Raw genomic sequence first — 19,368 nt, forward strand, 5'->3', positions numbered from 1 at the left:
TATCCCCACTTCCTCATCAACTGACAGTTGATATTGGTCGGGGGACGCAATCTTTTTGTCCGGCTATTCATCCCAACACTGACCTGAGTACAGGTACAGTGTGGGGCTTCTAGCCGTTCAAGCTAAAAATATTAATTTTCCGGCTATTGCTGATGAATAATGAATTTGGTAGCTGGCAAGAATGGCTGACAGTATTTACCTATCTAGGTTTTACGGTCTTTATTATCTGGCGCGTGTTTTCCACCCAGAAGAATTAAAAAAGCTGCATATCCTTTCACCAAGGCCTTTTTGCTCAAAGGGCAAAACAAGCGAGAAATAATATCATGTTCGCATAATTAGTTATGATTTCTACAGTCGTTGCACCCCACACGCTATCCGGCTCCACGCAGGTGAACCCCAAGACCGCACTGGCTCCCCAAAATCTCCCCTCCCCGCAAGCAGGAGGGGAGACGAAGCGACGATTGTCGGGGTGGGGTTCTTCGGGTTTAACAAGTAATCAAGCGAACATGATATAACTCCTGTACAGACGCGATTAATCGCGTCTCCTAACTCAGCACTTTTCAGATCCCTTTAAATCCCATACCTTGTTCTACTTGAGTTGCAACTTTACGAGAAATCTGAAAGCGAACACCAACTTGGCCTAGGAATATGCCAACTAAAATCAAGCTACCACCAATATATTGAGCTAAGGTAGGGACTTCACCCAGTACCAAATAAGCTGCCAAGATTCCCACAATTGGAGTAAAGGAGCTAGCTAAAGAAGCCGTTGAGACAGTAGAAGCTCTCAAGCCCTTGAGCCAAAATGATTGACCTACAACCACAATTACAGCAGCATAAACAAGCATCCACTGCCACAGGAAAGGTGAAAATACATCCATAAAATGGTCGCTGCCATAGAGAACTAAAGCACTAAAGAAAAATATTACAGTTCCTAGAGCAGTACGAAAGATACTAAAGATTCCCACTGGGATATCGGAAAGCCATTCTTTAACAATAATTGTTGAAACTACTGAAGCTATAGCTGCGATCGCCGCCAATAATTCCCCAATACCTAATCTTAAAACACTCATGTTGATCGTAGTCGTCTCTGAGGGTTGCAGGAAAATAGTTAGAGTAACGCCGACAAATGCAGCGATCGCTCCTACAACTTCCCAACGATTTACCCGTTCCCTGAGTAACCAGACTGATAAAGCCATAGCCAGAGGTGGTTCCAAGCGTCCAATCAAAATAATATTGTTGACCCCTGTTAATGCTAATGCCTGGAAAATTAAGCCAGGGACAAGCGCTCCTGATAAAATAGCGATCGCTATCAGTGCCAACCAATCTTTCTTTGACAGTTGGTGCAAAGCTTTTTTGTTCCACTGTCGCCTATAAATAGGTAACATAACTATCAAGGCACACAGATTCCCTACGAATAAAACATTACATAGAGAAATCGGATTTCGACCATCCATGAAATGTTGAGCGCCAATTTGTGTCAGCTTGCGGGTAACTGCACTAGAGGCTCCAAAAATCAAAATTGCTAGCCAGAGATAGGTTTGGCCGGGAATTTTATAGATAAAAGGATGCCATCTTCTCGGTCTGCTCATAATAATACTGCTGCAAAAAATACTCTTTACTATACTCAGCTGACTTGGGTAATTTAAGGTGAGATGAATCTGAGAAAACACTTAAAGCAGGCTGAGATTGAAAATATCAGAGTTTCCTGAGAATCTGCTGAGTCTAAACTAAATTTTTATAAGGAATAAATTCAGACAATTAGTAGATTAGTTTCACTTGAGCTTCAGTAGCAGATGAGATGCTTTAGTTCATCGGGAAACTTCAACACAAGGAAAAACAAATGAAAATTGCTTCTTCTCTGCTCACAGGTGTTGCTCTTGTTGGTATGCTAACAGTCTGGGATGTTCCACTTAAAATTGTGAGTCCTTCACTGGTGCAAGCATCAGCCGCAGAAAAGAAAGATGCTACAGGTTTGACTACTCAACAAAAGATTGATTTAGTCATCAAGCATAAGGGTCAGTTTGGTGGTGGTGATGAACTACGTCGTTTCTTTTTTGGCGATCTTGAACCGCTAGGTATTCAACCCGGTGGTGCAGGTATGGTGGTTAATCTTTACAATAAAGCCAATAATGTGACCTTTTCTTACTGTTCTACCTTTGATGTAGTAGTTGCGGTTAAAAAAGGTAAAGTAACAAAGTTTGAAGCTGATGAGGTCAAGTAATTCTTAGTTGTAAGTAGGTAGATAGGACTTACGCATTGACAATAAATACCAAATATGGATTAAGGTTAAAAACCATATCTTTCGTAAGGGCACAGCAAAAGCTTAGCCCCTACAGCATGGTCTATTTACGATCGCAGGATAATTAAGAAAAGCCTGAAAACTTCCTCAAGATAGGTAATGCACATCACGACGCATTTGTACAGTGCGTAAGTCCTAGTAGACATAAATAATTGAAGAAGAATTCAGTAGTCAGAATTAAGACGCTCTCTACGAGACGCGGACTCGCACTAAGTACAGTTTTGCGTAAAAGCGTAGCGTTTCCAATGCAGGGGAACGCATTGGCATTGCATTGAGATGTATTAACAATGCAAGCCGACGCATTAACAAGGCCGCCGACGCATTAACAAGGCCGCCCACGCATTAACAAGGCCGCCCACGCATTAACAATGCAAGCCGACGCATTAACAAGGCCGCCGACGCATTAACAAGGCCGCCCACGCATTAACAAGGCCGCCCACGCATTAACAATGCAAGCCGACGCATTAACAAGGCCGCCCACGCATTAACAAGGCCGCCCACGCATTAACAATGCAAGCCCACGCATTAACAAGGCCGCCGACGCATTCATTGCCATTGCAGGGTATTGCCAAATTTAATTCGCTACGAATTAAGGAAATGCTGTACTAAGCGATAGCGAGTGCGTCTCTAAGAGTTGCTATGCCGTTGGTTTTACGCTCCGCCTCCGGCTTTGCTCCTGACTCTTGAATTCTGTTCGATAAAAACTAATTTGTAACTTTTGACGAAAGGTCAGATATGGAATTTAGAGATGCTATCTTGTTGTTACATCCAGTGATCGCTGTCCTCGTAGTATTTCCTTTAATTGGCGTCATTGTCAACCGCGCTTTACAAGTCCGTCAACGCCGATTGCAAACTTTAGCCACAGGTAAGAGTAAAATTCCCGCCACTGTAGGACAAGAGCATACCCAGTTGGGTCGCTGGCTAACTGGATCAGTTGTAGGTATTATTTTAATAGCGTTTGCCTACGATATTTTTAGTAATATTTTAGACAATCAAGTTTGGATTAAAGCACCATTTCAGGTAGTCTTTATCGGGTTATTGTTTGTGGCTGCGATCGCTTCTCTGTATTTACTCTATCAGGCAAAGCAGAAAAACTGGCGTGGCATATTTGCAACCCTCACAGGAATTGCATTAGTAGTGCTTGGATGTCAAGATGGTATCTACCGCAAAACTGACCAATGGTATATCTCTCACTATTATTATGGGCTAACCTCTGCTCTGCTGATGATTTTTTCACTCTCCATTTTGCCAGACATTTATAAAGATAAGACCAATCGCTGGCGCAACGTTCACATTATTGTTAGTTGCCTCGCTCTCTTACTATTTATCGGGCAGGGGATAACAGGAACGCGCTCATTATTAGAAGTCCCACTCACTTGGCAAGAACGCTATATCAATATGCTTTATGAACAAAAATGTGATACTAAATCTTGTACAATCCAGCCACTATCTCTACCTAAAAATCAATAATGAATAGAACTAACAATATTTTCAATTCCCTAGACAAAACTAAAAGTGAAGCAACCCACAAAGATTTGGATAAATCTTGATCCTTTTTCATTGCAATTACGCCTAACCATTGGGATTGCTACATTTTCAACTTTAATATTAGGTAGTTTTGCTGCATGGACTAGTTGGAAAATGCAGCAAATTTTGATTGATAGTCGGAAGCATAATATAGAAGAAATCACTGAACGCTTGCCGCGCGATGTGCAACTTTACAGTGAAATGATGCAACCAGAAACTGGATTGCAAAAGGCTATTAATAACTTGGGAAATACCAATTTATTTTTATGGTTAAAAAGTCCTGATAATAAAATTTTGATAAAATCTGCTACTTTGGATTTCTTATCTAACTCTACGGTGACTGAGTTAATGTCCCTTAGTAATATGCAGATTAAACCACAAATTTACAAAGTTAATCAAAGGTACTTTGTTATGAGTAGTGGTTTTTTGCAAGTGCAGGGTAAGTATCTGGGTAAGCTATTTGTAGCACATGATATTACTCGTGAACAGACAATGTTTATGGCAATGCTGCAAAGTTTGAATATTAGCTGTATTTTGGCAATTATTGTAATAATAACTATAAGTGCATTTTATATTAGGCGTTCTCTACAACCACTGCGCCAGCTAAGTCAGATGACTTCTGTGATTTCTATAAAAGATTTAGGAAAAGCACAACTATATGTTGATAATGCACCCAGCGAAGTCAAAGAATTAGCTCAAACTTTAACCATGTTGTTATCGCGCCTCTCGCAATCTTGGGAGCAAGAACGAGAATTTGTGAGTAATGTTTCTCACGAGTTACGCACACCATTAACGATTGTACATGGTTACTTACAAAGCGTCTTGCGACGGCAGAATAACTTAACAGAAATTCAACAAGAAGCTTTAGAAACTGCTGCCTCAGAAGCCGAACGTACCATTCGCTTGCTACAAGATTTACTTGATTTAGCACGAGCAGATAGTGGGTATTTGAATTTTCAGATGAAATCTTATGTGTTGAATGATTTAGTTGAAGAAGTCGTGGTGATGGCGCAAAAATATAGCGCTCGCTTAATTACAATTGAATCAACAACTTATCCTATTGGCGTTAAAGTAGACTACAGCCGTTTTAAACAAATATTGCTCAATTTAATTAATAATGCTATTAATTATTCTGAAGCTAATACGCCTATAATTTTAAAGTTAAATCAGGTTCATAACAAAGCGATTATTCAAGTTTGTGACAAAGGTTATGGTATTCCTTTACAGCACCAAACACGTATTTTCGAGCGATTTTACCGCGTAGATGAATCCCGCTCTCATGCTACTGGCGGTTGTGGTTTGGGTTTATCCATTGTTAAGACTCTTGTAGAGGGTATGGGTGGTAGTGTATCTGTGCAATCAAAATTAGGAGAAGGGAGTGTGTTTACCATCACTCTACTTACATAGCTAGTCAAAGTCAGGTTAAAGTAGCACTTTGATTGTCATCCTATCCGCTTTAAAATTACAAATATGGCAGCAAATATCCTCTTAGTTGAAGATGAAGTTAAACTGGCGCGATTTGTTGAATTAGAACTAAGTAGCGAAGGTTACAATATAAACGTGGCACATGATGGCATCGCTGGTTTAACGTTAGCACGGGAGTTATCGCCAGATTTAGTCATTCTTGATTGGATGCTTCCAGGGCTGTCAGGTTTGGAAATCTGTCGTCGCTTGCGGGCAACTGGGATCTCCATACCAGTAATTTTACTGACAGCAAAAGATGAAGTTAACGATCGCGTTGCAGGTTTGGATGCAGGAGCTGATGATTATGTAGTTAAACCATTTAGTATAGAGGAACTGCTAGCTAGAATCCGCGCTCATCTACGCCGTACTCAAGAAACAGATCAGGATATTTTTCAGTTTGAAGACTTGAGTTTAAATCACCGGACTCGCCAAGTTTATCGGGGTAAACGGGCAATTGAGTTAACAGCTAAAGAGTTTGACTTGTTAGAATATATGCTCTCCCATCCCCGTCAGGTATTTACTAAAGACCAAATTCTACAAAAAGTTTGGGGTTACGACTTTATGGGTAATTCCAATATCATCGAAGTGTACATCCGCTACTTGCGCCTAAAACTAGAGGAAAATAATGAAAAACGCTTGGTTCATACGGTGCGTGGTGTGGGCTACGTACTTCGGGAATAGTCAAAGTCAAAACATTTTATTTTTATTCACATCCTTGGGTTAATATCATTTCCTCTTGCAGGAACGATATTAACCCAAGGATTTATTTAATGAAATCAATTTCTACACCAAAATACCAATTCGTAATACTCTACGTAATTGAGAAAGTTAAATTACATCTGGCTGGGTTTCCCCTTTTATATCTGTAGTCTTATTAGTCTTATTTTGGAGAATTGATATAAGATATGTGCAACAATTAGTCAGTCTTAAGGACGATAAAATTGCGAATAAAAACAAATTTTGAGCAATCTTGGATTGTACGCTGTTTTGTAGCAGTACTGCTTTTCGGTCAAGTGTGGCTACATTTCCTCCAAGGAAAAACGTACTATCGCAAGATTCTGCAACATCTCGTGACCGCAGGGCCAGATTCTATCTCTCCAGTTCTCCTTGTTAGCGGTTTTGCAGGGATGATTTTTACTATTCAGATGGCAAGAGAATTAGTCCAATTTGGAGCTATCAATGCTGTAGGAGGTGCTTTTGCCTTAGCTTTTTGTAAAGAATTGGCTCCAATTTTGACTGCTAGTATTATGGCGGCACAAGTAGGTTCTGCTTTTGCTTCAGAAATCGGTGCAATGCAAGTCACAGAGCAAATTGATGCACTTTATATGCTCAAAACTGATCCAATTGATTATCTAGTAGTTCCTAGAGTAATTGCTTGTAGTTTAATGGTGCCTTTGATGACGATTTTGGCTTTAGTTACGGGCATTTTTGGGGGAGCTTTTGCCGCATCATATTTTTACAAAATTATTCCTGAAACATTTTTAGAATCAGTCAGAAATTTTTTAGAACCGTCAGATTTGTTTATTATTTTGCTAAAAGGGTTTATTTTTGGTGTGCTGGTTGCGGTTATTGGCTGTAGTTGGGGATTAACTACTAAGGGGGGAGCAAAAGAAGTAGGAGAATCGGCAACAAAAGCAGTGGTTACTAGTTGGATATCAATTTTTGTGATGGATTTTTTCCTTTCTGTACTGCTGTTTGAACAGCCTACATTTTGAAGTATTAAATCAGTGAACAGTCAACAGTTATCAGTTATCATGGTCACAAGGCGGGGATTTAATCGTAACTTATGGAGAATTTAGAAAAAGTAAGTTTAGAGTCTAAAAGACTGATTTTACAAACGATTTCGTTGGAACATACAGAAGATGTATTTCGAGAATTTACAAGCGAAATTACTACCTTTATGTATCCGAAACCAGTCCAGAGTCTCAGTGAAACCGAAAAGATAATCAGAGATATGATTCTACAACGAGAAAATCACACTAATTTAGTGTTGGTAATTCTCAAGAAGGATCATTTAGAGTTTTTAGGGATTTGCGAGGTTGGGGCTATTGATACTCATACACCGGAGTTAGGAATTTGGCTCAAAAAATCCGCTCATGGTCATGGTTTTGGTAGAGAAGCAATTCATGCACTAAAAGACTGGGTGGATAAAAATTTGGAATACAATTATCTTTCCTACCCTGTTGATAAAAGAAATATCCCCAGTCGGAAAATTGCAGAAAGTCTTGGGGGTAAAGTATTTCGGGAGTTTCAACAGATTAACAAGAGTGGTTATCTTCTTGATGAGGTTGAATACAGGATTTATAAATAAACGGGGGCGTAGCCATCGCTAAAAAATAGTAGTTTACGATACCGTTTTTGGATAAATAGAAAAAAGCCGATGACTTAAGAAAATTAGCGAAATTCACGAATATATTAACTTATGGATTAGCGCACCCAAGGCCAAACCTGCTAATGAAAAGGTAGAGGCAGTCCAAAAGGCTAGCCCTTCCCTAAGACCTGCCATTTGAAAGTCTATCCTGACTAATATAGTTGCCGAAATGATCAGCAAAGTATCAAGAAATACCCGAAACCAGGCAATCATAATAAAGAATAAGAAAGCTCCTAAGACGGCAACGCCGAAAGACCTAGTATTTGATTTAAGCAAAACATTCAAATAATATGTCATTTTTAGCCAAGGAATGGTCAACGTTACTATTAAAAGCAAGATAGCAACCACAGTCGCCAGCCACACAAACAGAGGAGCGCGTGTTTCAGATATTACCCAGCCCAAACTACTGTAACTAAGCATTACTAGCGCCAGGGACACCCAAGGAACTCTTTTCAAAATTGACATGGGTTAATACTCCTAGTACAGGGTCAACAAGAGGAAAAGGGGCAGGGAGCTCTTAGCTTGGGGGGAAATTCTCATACATAAATTTAGGGCTGCTGAAAGTTTGGACGGATTATTTCTCGTGTTACACATCTCGAAACAAATATTTTTACTTTTGGGCATAAATAAATTTAGGGCTGTTGAAACCCTTGTGGCAGATGAATTACAGTATCTTTACCCCTGATCCCTTCCTCCTGCTCAAGAGCCTCTTAGGTCAAGGTCTTATTCCATTATTTAATCTTATATAAGGCAGATTCTTATAACTATTGACTAATAGCTAAACAATCATTTTCTGCCCACCAAGTGTAGATCGGTGTGTCGCGGTCTGCTAAAACGCCAAAAGTATTAGGTTGCAACACATTTATGCTAATGCCATTTGTTAATTCCACAACATAATTAACATGTGTGCCCAAATACATAACATTGATAAGCCGTCCTTCAAAGCAGTTAGTTGGCAAATTGGGTGGATAAAGCGAAAGCTGTATTTTTTCAGGCCGCACGCTGACTACCACCGCTTGTGATAATTCAGATGGTGTATCTTCAGCGCGGCTAATGATAATTGAGAGTCCCGTTTTTGTGGAAATTTTAATATTAGAGGAGTCTACGGCTACGATTTCACCACTGAATAAATTAGTATCACCAATAAAATCAGCAACAAAGGATGTGCAAGGACGTTCGTAAATTTGGCTGGGAGTGCCAACTTGTTCAATTTTGCCTTGGTTCATCACGGCAATGCGATCGCTCAAAGATAATGCTTCTTCTTGGTCGTGTGTCACCATCACAAAGGTCAATCCCAAGTCTTTGTGTAAATTTGATAACTCCACTTGCATTTCTTTACGTAGTTTTAAATCTAACGCCCCTAAAGGTTCATCTAGTAATACGACAGTGGGGTGATTGACTAGGGCCCTTGCTAAAGCGACTCGCTGCTGTTGACCACCAGAGAGTTGATTGGGAAAGCGCGATCGCAAACTTTCCATTTTTACTCTTCTTAAAGCTTCTTCGACTCTAGTTTCAATTTCCAATTTGGGGATTTTTTTTAACCGCAGTCCAAAGGCGATATTATTCCAAACATTCAGGTGGTTAAATAGAGCGTAACTTTGGAATACAGTATTGACGGGTCGGCGGTAAGGCGGCACATTAGTCATAGATTTACCCTGAATTAACACCTTACCAGCGTCAGCGATTTCAAACCCAGCAATTAAACGTAGTGTTGTTGTTTTACCACAACCGGAGGGGCCTAAAATACTAAAAAATTCTCCCTGTCTGACATCCAAATCTATTCCATGTACTGCTGGTTCTTGGTTAAAAAACTTGAATACATTACGCAGTTCAACATCAAGTGGCTGAAAAGTTGTTATCCCCCTTTGATTCTGCATGACAATTTGAGCCATAATCCTCAGTAGAATGCCGTGATATTACGTGATTTTGTCAGTAGTCTATTGGCAGACTAGATTTTACACTTTGGTTTATTGTATCCGCCAAAAACAATTGTTCAAGAATATACTTGCCCGATTCTTTTATACCCAGTACTGGGCGTGAGTTTAGGGTAATTGTATACAGATAATACCGCTATTGGAATCATTATTTGTCTTATGTCTTTATTCCCATCAATTGGCAGCAAAAAAGATACACGTATTGGCGGAAAACAAAATACACGTACAGTTGGACAGAGTTTCCAGCCGATATTTTTAATTATATTTACTCTATCAATGGTGACAGGAATCAGCGTTCGTTTGGCATATTTGCAAATTACAGAAGGCGAAAACCACCGCAAACGAGCCGAGTCAAATCGAATTCGGATGATCCCCAAACAACCAGAACGAGGCAATATCTTTGACCGCAACGGCAAACTTTTAGCCAGTACTCGCTATCCTCGCTCTGTATATTTGTGGCCGATGGCACATACCAAGCCAGCATGGTCAGTTGTGGGAGCGCGTCTATCTCAAATTCTCGACGTTCCCCAAGAAGAGATTGAAAAGAAACTAGAAGAGGCAGGTGCTAACTCTTCTTCACTCATACGGATTGCTCGTGACTTGAACGAAGCACAAATCACAGCATTAAAGGAGTATCAAAGCGAACTTAAAGATGTAGAAATTTCTACAGAAGCCGTTCGTTACTACCCCCACGGCAAAGAATTAGCTCATGTATTAGGCTATACGCGAGAACTGACCGCCGAGCAGTTAAAAGAAAAGAAGCAGGAAGGCTACAGATTGGGTGATGTGATTGGTCAAATGGGAGTTGAAAAAGCTTATGAGAAAAGTCTGCGGGGCGAATGGGGCGGACAGCAAGTAGAAGTGGATGGTGCAGGTCGGCCACTCCGGGTTTTGGGTGAGAAACAGGCAAAAGCTGGTAACGATTTGCACTTGACCATAGATTTAGATATGCAAAAAACAGCAGAAAAAGCTTTAGGCGATCGCAACGGTGCGATCGTGGCACTTGACCCAAAGAACGGTGCTGTTTTAGCAATGGTATCTCACCCTACCTTTGACCCAAATATTTTCTCGAAGCAGAAACTCACCCAAAAAGATTGGGAAACTGTACAAGGTGCAGATCATCCTTTGGTCAATCGCGCCCTCAGCGCTTTTCCACCCGCTAGCACCTTCAAAATTGTCACCACCACAGCCGGGTTAGAATCAGGTAAATTTTCTCCTAGCACAGTCTTGCAAACCTACGGTTCCTTAAACTTTGGCGGCACCCGATTTGGTGAATGGAATCACGCCGGATTCGGCCCATTGGGTTTTGTCGGCGCATTACAGTGGAGTAGTGATACCTTCTTCTATCAAATTGGTCGCAAAGTCGGCGGCCCAACTTTAATTGAATGGACTCGCAAGTATGGATTTGGTAAAAAAACCGGCTTTGAGTTTGCCAACGAAGAGGCAAAAGGTTTAGTTCCAGATGAGGCATGGAAGCAAAAAGCTTGGAAGATACCTTGGACTGTAGGCGATAGCATTAATATGTCAATTGGTCAAGGTGCTTTACAAACTACACCGTTGCAAGTTGCCATCATGTTTGCCGTGCCTGCTAATGGTGGCTACCGAGTCCAGCCGCATTTGCTTAAAGACAATGAAGAAGCAAAAAGCTGGCGAGAATCTTTAAATATGAAGCCGACAACCATAAGTATTCTCCGTCAGGGACTACGGAAAGTAGTAGCTGAAGGTACGGGTAAGGCTTTGAAGCAGCCAACAGTTCCCCCAGTCGCTGGTAAGAGTGGCACTGCTGAAGCGTGGAAGGGCCGTGTTAAGCAAAATCACGCTTGGTTTGGAGCCTATGCACCTGCTGAACAGCCAGAAGTTCTGATTGTGGCATTTGCTGAACATTCCGGCGGCGGTGGTGGTAGCATTGCTGCGCCGATGATCTTACAAATTATGGAAGAATATTTTCAGCGCAAATATCCAGGTAAGTATCAGAAACCAGCGCTTGATGAGTTAAAACAAAATACTCAAAATTCAGGAAACAGGCGCAGAAATTAGGAAGAGGGGAGATAAGGGTAATTCAAAAAAACTACCCTTACGGGTAATACTGAGATGCGATCGCACGTTATATCCTTGTGAAGGTTACCGAAAAACGATTTATTCAAGGGATATCAACTGAAATGAAAAATAAATTACTTGTATTAATTGCGATCGGACTCATCCTCATTGGAGGTATTATCTACAGTCCACAGCCATCATCTCAAGCTCGCTTGAACATCTGCCTTAATATTTTGCTGTACTCCCGGTTGATCTTTTTTTTCTTGTTTTTGTAGGTTTAGTGTATTTTGTGTTGGAATTTTTGCTTTTTCTCGGACATAGAGGGTAAGAACTTCCATGACTGTCCAATAGTCCTTTTGAGAATTATTAGCGATCCATTCCAGGGTATAAATACCACCTACAGAACCAACTAAATTCCTGTCGTTATTCTCTGCTGCCATTGCTTCAACTGCTTTTGAAAAACGCTCTGATACTAGTTTTTGTTTCTCTGAATTGTAGTTAAAATAAAGTCCAATACCTGCGAAAACTGTAGCTAACAAGCCTAAACCAGATATCCAAGTTTTGATAACCTCCAATCTATAGTTTTGTTTTTCAATGTCAAAGTTCTGATATTTAGTCAAGTCATCTTCAGTAGTATTATCTTTAGGCTGCTGATTAGACATATTAGACACTTTTTTAATCTACAAGACTGCCTCATCAAAATGTTGCTTTTATTGAGACACCTGAGTAGGCTTCAAATTTCTGGCTTTGTAGAACATTTCCAAACTGTCGCGATCGCCTACAAAACGCCAGTGCCACGGCTCATAACTCACACCTTGAACATTATCTTTAGGAAATGACATTTCAAAGCCAAAACGCGCTGCATTTGCTTGCAGCCACCGATAAGCTTTGGTATTGTCAAAGTTAGTTTGGAGATTAGTTGCTGGTACTGACCCGTCTCCAACATCCACAGCATACCCTGTGTGATGTTCGCTATGACCAGGAGGAGCGCTGAGGGCAGCTCGTTCTGCTGGCGTCTGATTTCGCTGGGCACCGACACCAAAAAACAATGGCTCCTGGTCTTTGACTGAGCGAAAGCCAGAAATTGGTACTAATATTACACCTGAACGCCGCGCTGCTGCTACCATCTCCTCAAACTTTTGGGCAGCAGCTTTTCGCATTTTAATGCCCCTATTTGCAAAGATGGTTACTAGTTCTGATTCAGGGGCTTCTGGGTATGCCAGATGCCCTAACAGAGTGTTGAAATTACCAGATTCTGTAGTTGGTGTGGGTGTAGAACTAGTGACCAAGGGTTGAGAATCGGCGGTTTTTTTGGGTGCAGTGGCGAAAAACAAAAAACCGCTAATTAAACCCAGCAAGACAAATCCCGCTACTCCCCCAATCAGCACAATTCGGGGTTGCAACCAAATTTTAGGTGTTGCATCAGGAGTATCGCGTACAGCCACTGGAATATCATCACCAAGGTCATTCGATGAGTTTTGCGGTTTTCCAGAAAACCCAGCCTTATTCAAGGGGAAACTCCTGTTTTTGTGGGATAACCATAACAGATTTTGCACTGGACAAAAGTAAACGTAACAGGTAGCATTTTACATCTGTGGTTCTTAGGCGCAATCTTGATAAACCTTTTAGAACTATACGTCAAGCTGGGAGGATTAGTCCTGGTAGGTTTTATTCTCGGACGCAAACTTCCTGTGACAGTTCCTACACGTTTGGGACAATTTATTTTTTGGGTGGGAGTACCCATAAGCATAGTATCGTTTTTGCGTCAATCTAGCTTGTCAGGGCAAATTTGGATTGCACCTGCGATCGCTTACTTAGCCATTTTACTAGGAGCATTTTTAGCTTGGGTGGGGATTAAAGCACAAGCCTATTTTAAAAATACCGTCCCTCAACCACCAACTCAGGCTAGCTTGATATTAGCAGCAATGTTGGGTAACACAGGTTATCTTGGCTTTCCCATTACCTTAGCAATGGTAGGCAAGGAACACTTTGCTTGGGCGTTATTCTACGATTTGCTAGGTTCATTCCCAGGAACTTATGGCTTGGGTGTGTTACTAGCAGCGCGTTTTGGCGGTGGTGTCCAGAATCATTGGCAGATTACTAGGGTCATTTTAATTAATCCTGCGCTGTGGGGTTTCGGATTTGGCTTGCTATTTCGGCAGGTGACAATTCCTACAGTCGCGGAATTCTGGTTAGAGAAATTTGCTTGGAGTGGTGTAGCTTTATCTCTGGTGTTAATTGGAATGCGATTGGCGCTGCTCAAATCTTGGGGTAGCCTACCACAAGTAGGGATGAGCTTGGGAATCAAAATGCTGCTAGTTCCCTTGATATTGGGTAGCATGTTACCACTGTTTGGAATAACTGGGGCGATCGCAAAGGTAATTGTCTTACAAATGGCCATGCCTCCAGCTTTCGCCACACTCGTAATTGCTGAGGCATTCAATCTCGATCGCGATTTGGCAGTTACTGCCTTAGCTGCTGGGGCTATACTATTGCTGCTTACTCTCCCACTTTGGCTGTGGCTATTTTGATTTTAGATTGATGGACTATGATGCGATTTTTTAATTTAATCGAAAAATATTTAAATTTTGGTCAATATTTTGATAAGCCCAATATTTATCATCACCCTGATGATTTACATTTTTAGTCCATTTTAATTCTGTCAAATTCATAAATTTACTTTGTGTTATAAAAATAGCTCTATTTGCTGTAGACACATAGCAATTATTTTCCACATCGTATTCTCTGCAAACTATTGCTATCATCCGAATGAAACGAGGGTTTTTGAAAAATAATATTAAGTTATTTCAGCGAATTTACTGAAGCATTCTCATTGAGAAGCTGTAATTTTTTCAACGAGTTTCCATAAAATCTCTGTTTTCCTCTCTGCGTTCTCTGTGCCTCTGCGGTTTAAAAGTAATTTCTTGAACCTTATTAGGCGCAGAGAACACAGAGAAAAGAGGAATTATTGTCCAAAAATTTTACCTAGCTTGAAATGGCTAGTCTTATGTTTATAAATAGTTTAGAAGCATTATGCATCCTGTACTGGATGCTGCCCATAATATGGCAAAGCCTCTGACCAATTAGGACACTTGCCCTCTTGCCAATCGAGATTAGCTAATTCCAAAATACTTGTCACCGTTGCTGCTAAACCAGATTGAGCTTGAATCAACTGATAATTAGTGTTCCAATTCGCTAAGGTTTCCTGCCATGCTTCTGGTGTGAATACTCTATCTGACAAACACACTCTTAGTTTAGAAACATCTAGCTCAAACTGATAAATAGCAGCAAAAATTTGACCTCGTTGTGCTGGCATTTCCACAGCAATAGTTTTTGGATTTTGACTTTTGCCTGCTTCTGACCAAGCTACCGCAGCCAAAGTTGAAATCGCAAATACAGGAATATCTAACTGTTGCCCTAAAGTGCGAGCAGTTACAACGCCAATCCGAGTTCCCGTAAAGCCGCCAGGGCCTTTTGCAACTGCGATAAAGGACAAATCTGCCCAAGTTTGCGGTTTGATAAATTCAATTAAATATTGATGCACTAAGCTAGATAAATCACGCCCCAAATTCCAAATTTTAGAGCGATTTTCACCAGCAAAGTTACTAATTGCCAAACCTAATTCTGGTGTGGTGGTATGTAGTGCCAAAGCGTATTTATTTATTGCAAAGTCTTTTAGTTCCGTTGTCAAAGTTACTTAAAATATCTATTTTTATAGAGTTAACGTGATTTATTTAAGCATATAACATAGCGGTTCTTAATTGAATAGACTACGGACAAAAGTCTCAGGGCAAAGGTTTTGCTGTTTCAACAAAATCAGAATGCGATGGCGCTGTTTCTCCCGCCGTAGGCGATCGCAAATATTCGCTTGCTGTTCACTCTCTAAAAGCGATCGCTTTCCTGACATCTCCTCTCTATACCATGAATTCGCGATCGTTGATAAATAAAATCTCATTACAGCAGAAATCATGTATTTGAACCACATCTGATGTAAGGGCACAGCATTGCTGTGCCCCTACCGCCTGGTCTGTTTACCTGAAAATAGCTGTAAGATACACCAATCATTTTCTATCAAGTGGGCACTAATTCACCAGGACGCAATTTCGACCATTTACCCGTTTCTCGCTTAAAGCTTAGACAACCAACAACATCCCATTCCATTTCAATTACATCATCTTTAGTCCGAATGTTGACATTGATAGAAGGTTCATTCGGATCAAAATTTGGTGTTTCTGTCAAGTGAGGCTGTTGGTGCTGCCCTTCTACAGCATGATAGGTAACACATCGGTCTACATAGTGGCAATTCACGCAAATACACATAATAGAACCAACTCCAGGGGCCTTTATTGTTAATCTAACTTAAGCCCAACTGTTATTCATGAGTTGCTGGGTTGATTTTTATTACAATGCTTGAATCGATTCCTTCTACTCTAGCTCCCGAAAATTGGCCTTTCAGCTTGGAATTATTGCCACAACCCGCTTACATGGTAGGTGGCGCTGTACGGGATGCTATTCTTGGCAGAACCCGCGAATATCTGGATTTAGATTTTGTTATACCATCTAAGGCGGTAAAGGTAGCGAGAGCGATCGCTCATCATTACAAAGCTGGTTTTGTGTTACTCGATGCAGAACGACAAATTGCTCGTGTGGTTTTTCCCCACGCCACGGCTGACTTTGCCCAACAGGAAGGAGATAGTTTAGAAGTTGACTTGCACAGACGGGATTTTACAGTAAATGCGATCGCTTATAATCCCCATACGCAAGAAATCATCGATCCTCTGCAAGGTTATGCAGACTTACAACAGGGCATTTTGCGAATGGTATCACCTGCGAACCTAGAAGATGACCCTTTACGGTTAATGCGAGGTTATCGCCAAGCCGCCCAACTAGGTTTTACTATTGAGCCAGCTACCCAAGCCGCAATTCGTTCTTTGGCATCACATATCAGCAAAGTTGCAGCCGAACGAGTTAGGGTAGAAATTGGCTATCTGCTGGCAAATTCTCAGGGTACTCCTTGGATTACAAGTGCTTGGGAAGATGGTTTACTTGCCCCTTTCTTCAAAAACGCCACCCGTGAAAGCTTGCTCAAATTAGCAGCAGTTGACGAAGCAGCTGCCTTACTTACCCAAAATTGGCAACAATTAGGGGCACAACTGCAAGAATATGTCCGCGATAGTATTAAAACTACTTGGTTAGGTATTGCCAAACTTGCTTGTCTTGTCAACCCAGATCCAGAATTAGCAGAAATAGAACTACAGGAACTGACTTATAGTCGTGCCGAAATCCGGTGTGTAACCACTGCCTTGAAACTGTTACCGCAGCTTCAAGTAGTCGATATGTCCTTGCGAGAACAATACTTTTTCTTCCATGACGCAGATATTGTGTTTCCTGCTATGGCAGTCTTAGCTGTAGCACTTGATATTTTGGTAGAGGCGATGTCTGGTGACAAGCCACTACACACAGCAGTGGAAACCAAAGCAAAACGCTGCCTTATTTGGGCACCTTTAATCAACCGCTACCTGAACCCTGATGATCTGGTCGCTCATCCCACTCCACTAGTGAGCGGGAAGGAGTTGATTATAGCATTAGATATTCCAGCTTCGCCAATTATCGGCCAACTGTTGAGAGAAATTGGCGTAGCACAAGCTGAGGGGAAAGTTTCAACACCAACAGAGGCGATCGCTTATGCACGTCAGTTATGTAAACTACCCCACCTGCCTAGCGGCTGAGGTGCGATCGCCTCTGTTGCCCTGAGAATATCAAATAACGTTAGTTGCACCGACCGCCATAACTTCAGACCATTGACTCACATGGTTGTCATCTAAGATTGCTCGCACTCGATAACCAAGCTGAATTTTATGCATCAACAAGATTAATTCACGGTTGAGAAGTCCTTGTGATTTTTGGTTTTCATTAGATGCAGTTTGTATACGAAAGCAGCGATCGCTTTGACGTCGCAATTTTGGAGACTTGCCTTCCATAAGCACCGCTTGTAGTTCGTATTCTTTAGCTTCGGGATATGGTTGCCAGCAAAGTTGCCAGTAAGTTGACCAGCGAATTAACTCTGTAGGTAATTCCTTGATCTCATCCGACAATGTAGAAGTAAGTCCGGTGACTGGAGGTTCTACCACCTGAAGCTGATTGGAAGTGATGTCAGCATTTACAGGGTCTATAAATCCAGGTTTCCCAACCTTCTGTGCGGCACAAGATGAACTGTCATCAAGACTTAGCATCAGTCCGAATATCAAAGTAAACAGCAGAATCAATCGTAGGCATTGTAATTGCACTAGCGGCAAGATTTTCAGATTCATAATTATGCAAAAGTTATTCCTTACCACTCCACAGATGAAATCATGTTGCCGTTGTCAGCATAGATTGTTCGAGAACCGATAGCCGTTCTGGGAGCTACTGTAGAATTAAAGACTGCGCTTTTTTGCCCAACTGCTGATCTCCTGCCAATGATTGAGCGGAATACAACGGAGTTCGGTGCTAGCCCTACCAAATCATCTATCCTGGTTTCAGGGCCATTAGCAACACCATTGACAACTTGTCTACCGCCATGAACTAGAACACGAGGCCCATAGCCAATATTATTACCAAGAGTCAGGCTAGTTGTTTTTAAAGCGTGAAAGACAACATCGTTTGCCATACCAGCAATTTCTCCGACATTAAAAGGTTGACCCTCATCAGCACGCAGGGAAATTCTATTACCTATTTTGTTGGTGAGGGTTGCTAAAGAATCTTCCAGAACGACATTACCGATGATGCGGTTACGGAAGCTCGGATCGCGAGTGACACTCCCACCTATCTGCGGCAGACCTCCGGGGTTAAAAAATGTGACTGGAGCGTAATTTATGCCTTGTACATTTGACAAGTCTGCTCTGGCCAATTCTGTGTAACCTTTGGCCAATGCATCATTGACTTCAATGATGCCTTCAAGCAATGCAACATCGGCTTCTGTCAGGTTTGCCACCTTCCCCAAACTGCCGCTAGTAGCTTCTAGGTTAGTTGTGACGTTTTTACCTGGCAGGACAACTTTACCAGCAGGTAAGGTAACACCAGGGCCAACCCGCGAGAGAAAGTTAACTACCGTGTTTCTTTCTATATTTGCACCATCTATTTCACAGTTGAAGCTGAGAAATGTCTCTGGAATATTGTTGTTGAACTGAGTATGGGTAATCGGGTCGCTAAAAGGCCCGGTTGAGCCTTGAGTCCCGATTTTGGCTGCACCTTTGATAGTGGCCATGTGTGCCATAATTACTCGCGGCCCAATCTTCACTCCCGTTCCCGAAGCTATAATTCTCACTTGGTCTTGGACGTTAGAATCTTCCGCAATGCTAATGGGGGCAATAGTAGCGTTTAACTCGGCAAATGGCGCGACGTAGACTTTTTCACCCAAGCGAATATTTCTTGGATTGCTGATTCTCGCAGTTGGGTCAAGGAAACTAGCTGACTTTGACGGTGCTGTGCTTGGGCATATAGGTAGGTTATGTAAAGTTGGATTACACACCCCAAAAGAAGCAACTGCGGGTTGTTTATGCACCTGTGTACCTATGACAAGCGCTAGGATAATTGCAGCTAAGGCGCTAAAAATTGCGCGAGGTTTGAACATAAAAAACTCCTCACGGTGTTTGAAATATTTGGCTATGGCAGAATCGGAGTTAACGAGTTAGAGATATAGTCAGGTGGGGAGCAGCGCAGGAATTACCAAAAAATCACAATTCCTTGCTCTTGAT

General features: G+C 41.5%; 19 protein-coding genes. 9 read left to right on the top strand and 10 right to left on the bottom strand.

Annotated elements, in window-relative coordinates:
* Positions 1 to 560 precede the first annotated feature (560 nt).
* Positions 561 to 1,589 (bottom strand): DMT family transporter, encoded by a 1,029-nt coding sequence (locus LC586_RS26885; protein ID WP_229488288.1) that lies wholly within the window; start codon positions 1,587 to 1,589, stop codon positions 561 to 563.
* Positions 1,590 to 1,840: 251 nt separating this feature from the next.
* Between LC586_RS26885 and LC586_RS26890 the strand changes: the two genes are divergently transcribed.
* The 6 genes from LC586_RS26890 (at position 1,841) to LC586_RS26915 (ending at position 7,601) form a co-directional block, all read left to right on the top strand.
* Entirely contained in the window at positions 1,841 to 2,221 is a 381-nt protein-coding gene (locus LC586_RS26890) for a hypothetical protein (RefSeq protein WP_229488289.1), read from the top strand.
* 813 nt (positions 2,222 to 3,034) lie between these two features.
* Positions 3,035 to 3,769, top strand: a complete 735-nt coding sequence (locus tag LC586_RS26895) for a DUF4079 domain-containing protein (RefSeq protein ID WP_229488290.1) — start codon at positions 3,035 to 3,037, stop codon at positions 3,767 to 3,769.
* Positions 3,770 to 3,814: 45 nt separating this feature from the next.
* Positions 3,815 to 5,233: a sensor histidine kinase gene (locus LC586_RS26900; protein WP_229488291.1), complete on the top strand. Its 1,419-nt coding sequence runs from the start codon at positions 3,815 to 3,817 to the stop codon at positions 5,231 to 5,233.
* A 63-nt stretch (positions 5,234 to 5,296) separates the two neighbouring features.
* Positions 5,297 to 5,971 (top strand): response regulator transcription factor, encoded by a 675-nt coding sequence (locus LC586_RS26905; protein ID WP_229488292.1) that lies wholly within the window; start codon positions 5,297 to 5,299, stop codon positions 5,969 to 5,971.
* 260 nt (positions 5,972 to 6,231) lie between these two features.
* The gene (locus tag LC586_RS26910) at positions 6,232 to 7,005 is read left to right on the top strand and encodes an MlaE family ABC transporter permease (RefSeq protein WP_229488293.1); all 774 of its coding nucleotides are present in this window, start codon (positions 6,232 to 6,234) and stop codon (positions 7,003 to 7,005) included.
* Positions 7,006 to 7,076: 71 nt separating this feature from the next.
* Positions 7,077 to 7,601 (top strand): GNAT family N-acetyltransferase, encoded by a 525-nt coding sequence (locus tag LC586_RS26915; RefSeq protein ID WP_229488294.1) that lies wholly within the window; start codon positions 7,077 to 7,079, stop codon positions 7,599 to 7,601.
* Positions 7,602 to 7,694: 93 nt separating this feature from the next.
* Here the strand turns inward: LC586_RS26915 and LC586_RS26920 are convergent, their stop codons facing one another.
* Both LC586_RS26920 and LC586_RS26925 read right to left on the bottom strand, forming a co-directional pair.
* On the bottom strand, positions 7,695 to 8,126 hold the full coding sequence (locus LC586_RS26920; protein WP_229488295.1) for a hypothetical protein: 432 nt from the start codon (positions 8,124 to 8,126) through the stop codon (positions 7,695 to 7,697).
* 299 nt (positions 8,127 to 8,425) lie between these two features.
* Positions 8,426 to 9,553 (bottom strand): ABC transporter ATP-binding protein, encoded by a 1,128-nt coding sequence (locus LC586_RS26925; RefSeq protein WP_229488296.1) that lies wholly within the window; start codon positions 9,551 to 9,553, stop codon positions 8,426 to 8,428.
* Between the two features lie 201 nt (positions 9,554 to 9,754).
* On the opposite strand from LC586_RS26925, the gene mrdA reads away from it, so the two are divergent.
* Positions 9,755 to 11,632, top strand: coding sequence for a penicillin-binding protein 2 (gene mrdA, locus LC586_RS26930; protein ID WP_229488297.1), 1,878 nt, complete (start codon positions 9,755 to 9,757; stop codon positions 11,630 to 11,632).
* A gap of 197 nt (positions 11,633 to 11,829) precedes the next feature.
* Here mrdA and LC586_RS26935 read toward each other — a convergent pair whose 3' ends face one another.
* Together LC586_RS26935 and LC586_RS26940 are read right to left on the bottom strand one after the other, a co-directional pair.
* Complete coding sequence (locus tag LC586_RS26935; protein ID WP_229488298.1) at positions 11,830 to 12,294, bottom strand: hypothetical protein; 465 nt, start codon at positions 12,292 to 12,294, stop codon at positions 11,830 to 11,832.
* Positions 12,295 to 12,342: 48 nt separating this feature from the next.
* Positions 12,343 to 13,143, bottom strand: a complete 801-nt coding sequence (locus tag LC586_RS26940; RefSeq protein ID WP_229488299.1) for a M15 family metallopeptidase — start codon at positions 13,141 to 13,143, stop codon at positions 12,343 to 12,345.
* Positions 13,144 to 13,245: 102 nt separating this feature from the next.
* Between LC586_RS26940 and LC586_RS26945 the strand changes: the two genes are divergently transcribed.
* A complete protein-coding gene (locus LC586_RS26945) occupies positions 13,246 to 14,163 on the top strand; it encodes an AEC family transporter (RefSeq protein WP_229488323.1) in 918 nt (305 codons plus the stop codon).
* A 500-nt stretch (positions 14,164 to 14,663) separates the two neighbouring features.
* Here the strand turns inward: LC586_RS26945 and tsaB are convergent, their stop codons facing one another.
* From tsaB to LC586_RS26960, 3 genes are all read right to left on the bottom strand, one after another.
* Positions 14,664 to 15,323, bottom strand: coding sequence for a tRNA (adenosine(37)-N6)-threonylcarbamoyltransferase complex dimerization subunit type 1 TsaB (gene tsaB / locus LC586_RS26950; RefSeq protein ID WP_229488300.1), 660 nt, complete (start codon positions 15,321 to 15,323; stop codon positions 14,664 to 14,666).
* Between the two features lie 66 nt (positions 15,324 to 15,389).
* Positions 15,390 to 15,602: a hypothetical protein gene (locus tag LC586_RS26955; protein ID WP_229488301.1), complete on the bottom strand. Its 213-nt coding sequence runs from the start codon at positions 15,600 to 15,602 to the stop codon at positions 15,390 to 15,392.
* Between the two features lie 101 nt (positions 15,603 to 15,703).
* A complete protein-coding gene (locus tag LC586_RS26960) occupies positions 15,704 to 15,952 on the bottom strand; it encodes a Ycf34 family protein (protein ID WP_100899275.1) in 249 nt (82 codons plus the stop codon).
* 86 nt (positions 15,953 to 16,038) lie between these two features.
* On the opposite strand from LC586_RS26960, the gene LC586_RS26965 reads away from it, so the two are divergent.
* On the top strand, positions 16,039 to 17,361 hold the full coding sequence (locus LC586_RS26965) for a tRNA nucleotidyltransferase/poly(A) polymerase-related protein (RefSeq protein ID WP_229488302.1): 1,323 nt from the start codon (positions 16,039 to 16,041) through the stop codon (positions 17,359 to 17,361).
* 30 nt (positions 17,362 to 17,391) lie between these two features.
* Here LC586_RS26965 and LC586_RS26970 read toward each other — a convergent pair whose 3' ends face one another.
* Together LC586_RS26970 and LC586_RS26975 are read right to left on the bottom strand one after the other, a co-directional pair.
* Positions 17,392 to 17,943, bottom strand: coding sequence for a hypothetical protein (locus LC586_RS26970; protein WP_229488303.1), 552 nt, complete (start codon positions 17,941 to 17,943; stop codon positions 17,392 to 17,394).
* Between the two features lie 20 nt (positions 17,944 to 17,963).
* The gene (locus LC586_RS26975; RefSeq protein ID WP_229488304.1) at positions 17,964 to 19,244 is read right to left on the bottom strand and encodes an LbetaH domain-containing protein; all 1,281 of its coding nucleotides are present in this window, start codon (positions 19,242 to 19,244) and stop codon (positions 17,964 to 17,966) included.
* Positions 19,245 to 19,368 lie beyond the last annotated feature (124 nt).

It is taken from the genome of Nostoc favosum CHAB5714 (assembly GCF_020829495.1).
Lineage (GTDB): Bacteria > Cyanobacteriota > Cyanobacteriia > Cyanobacteriales > Nostocaceae > Nostoc > Nostoc favosum.

Bases quoted from the DNA above. Each gene is read 5' to 3' on its own strand.
- mrdA (WP_229488297.1), top strand. From the start codon at position 9,755: ATGTCTTTATTCCCATCAATTGGCAGCAAAAAAGATACACGTATTGGC.
- LC586_RS26920 (WP_229488295.1), bottom strand. From the start codon at position 8,126: ATGTCAATTTTGAAAAGAGTTCCTTGGGTGTCCCTGGCGCTAGTAATG.
- LC586_RS26965 (WP_229488302.1), top strand. From the start codon at position 16,039: ATGCTTGAATCGATTCCTTCTACTCTAGCTCCCGAAAATTGGCCTTTC.
- LC586_RS26925 (WP_229488296.1), bottom strand. From the start codon at position 9,553: ATGGCTCAAATTGTCATGCAGAATCAAAGGGGGATAACAACTTTTCAG.
- LC586_RS26935 (WP_229488298.1), bottom strand. From the start codon at position 12,294: ATGTCTAATCAGCAGCCTAAAGATAATACTACTGAAGATGACTTGACT.
- LC586_RS26960 (WP_100899275.1), bottom strand. From the start codon at position 15,952: ATGTGTATTTGCGTGAATTGCCACTATGTAGACCGATGTGTTACCTAT.
- LC586_RS26890 (WP_229488289.1), top strand. From the start codon at position 1,841: ATGAAAATTGCTTCTTCTCTGCTCACAGGTGTTGCTCTTGTTGGTATG.
- LC586_RS26970 (WP_229488303.1), bottom strand. From the start codon at position 17,943: ATGAATCTGAAAATCTTGCCGCTAGTGCAATTACAATGCCTACGATTG.
- LC586_RS26885 (WP_229488288.1), bottom strand. From the start codon at position 1,589: ATGAGCAGACCGAGAAGATGGCATCCTTTTATCTATAAAATTCCCGGC.
- LC586_RS26905 (WP_229488292.1), top strand. From the start codon at position 5,297: ATGGCAGCAAATATCCTCTTAGTTGAAGATGAAGTTAAACTGGCGCGA.
- LC586_RS26915 (WP_229488294.1), top strand. From the start codon at position 7,077: ATGGAGAATTTAGAAAAAGTAAGTTTAGAGTCTAAAAGACTGATTTTA.
- LC586_RS26955 (WP_229488301.1), bottom strand. From the start codon at position 15,602: ATGATTTCTGCTGTAATGAGATTTTATTTATCAACGATCGCGAATTCA.
- LC586_RS26975 (WP_229488304.1), bottom strand. From the start codon at position 19,244: ATGTTCAAACCTCGCGCAATTTTTAGCGCCTTAGCTGCAATTATCCTA.
- LC586_RS26895 (WP_229488290.1), top strand. From the start codon at position 3,035: ATGGAATTTAGAGATGCTATCTTGTTGTTACATCCAGTGATCGCTGTC.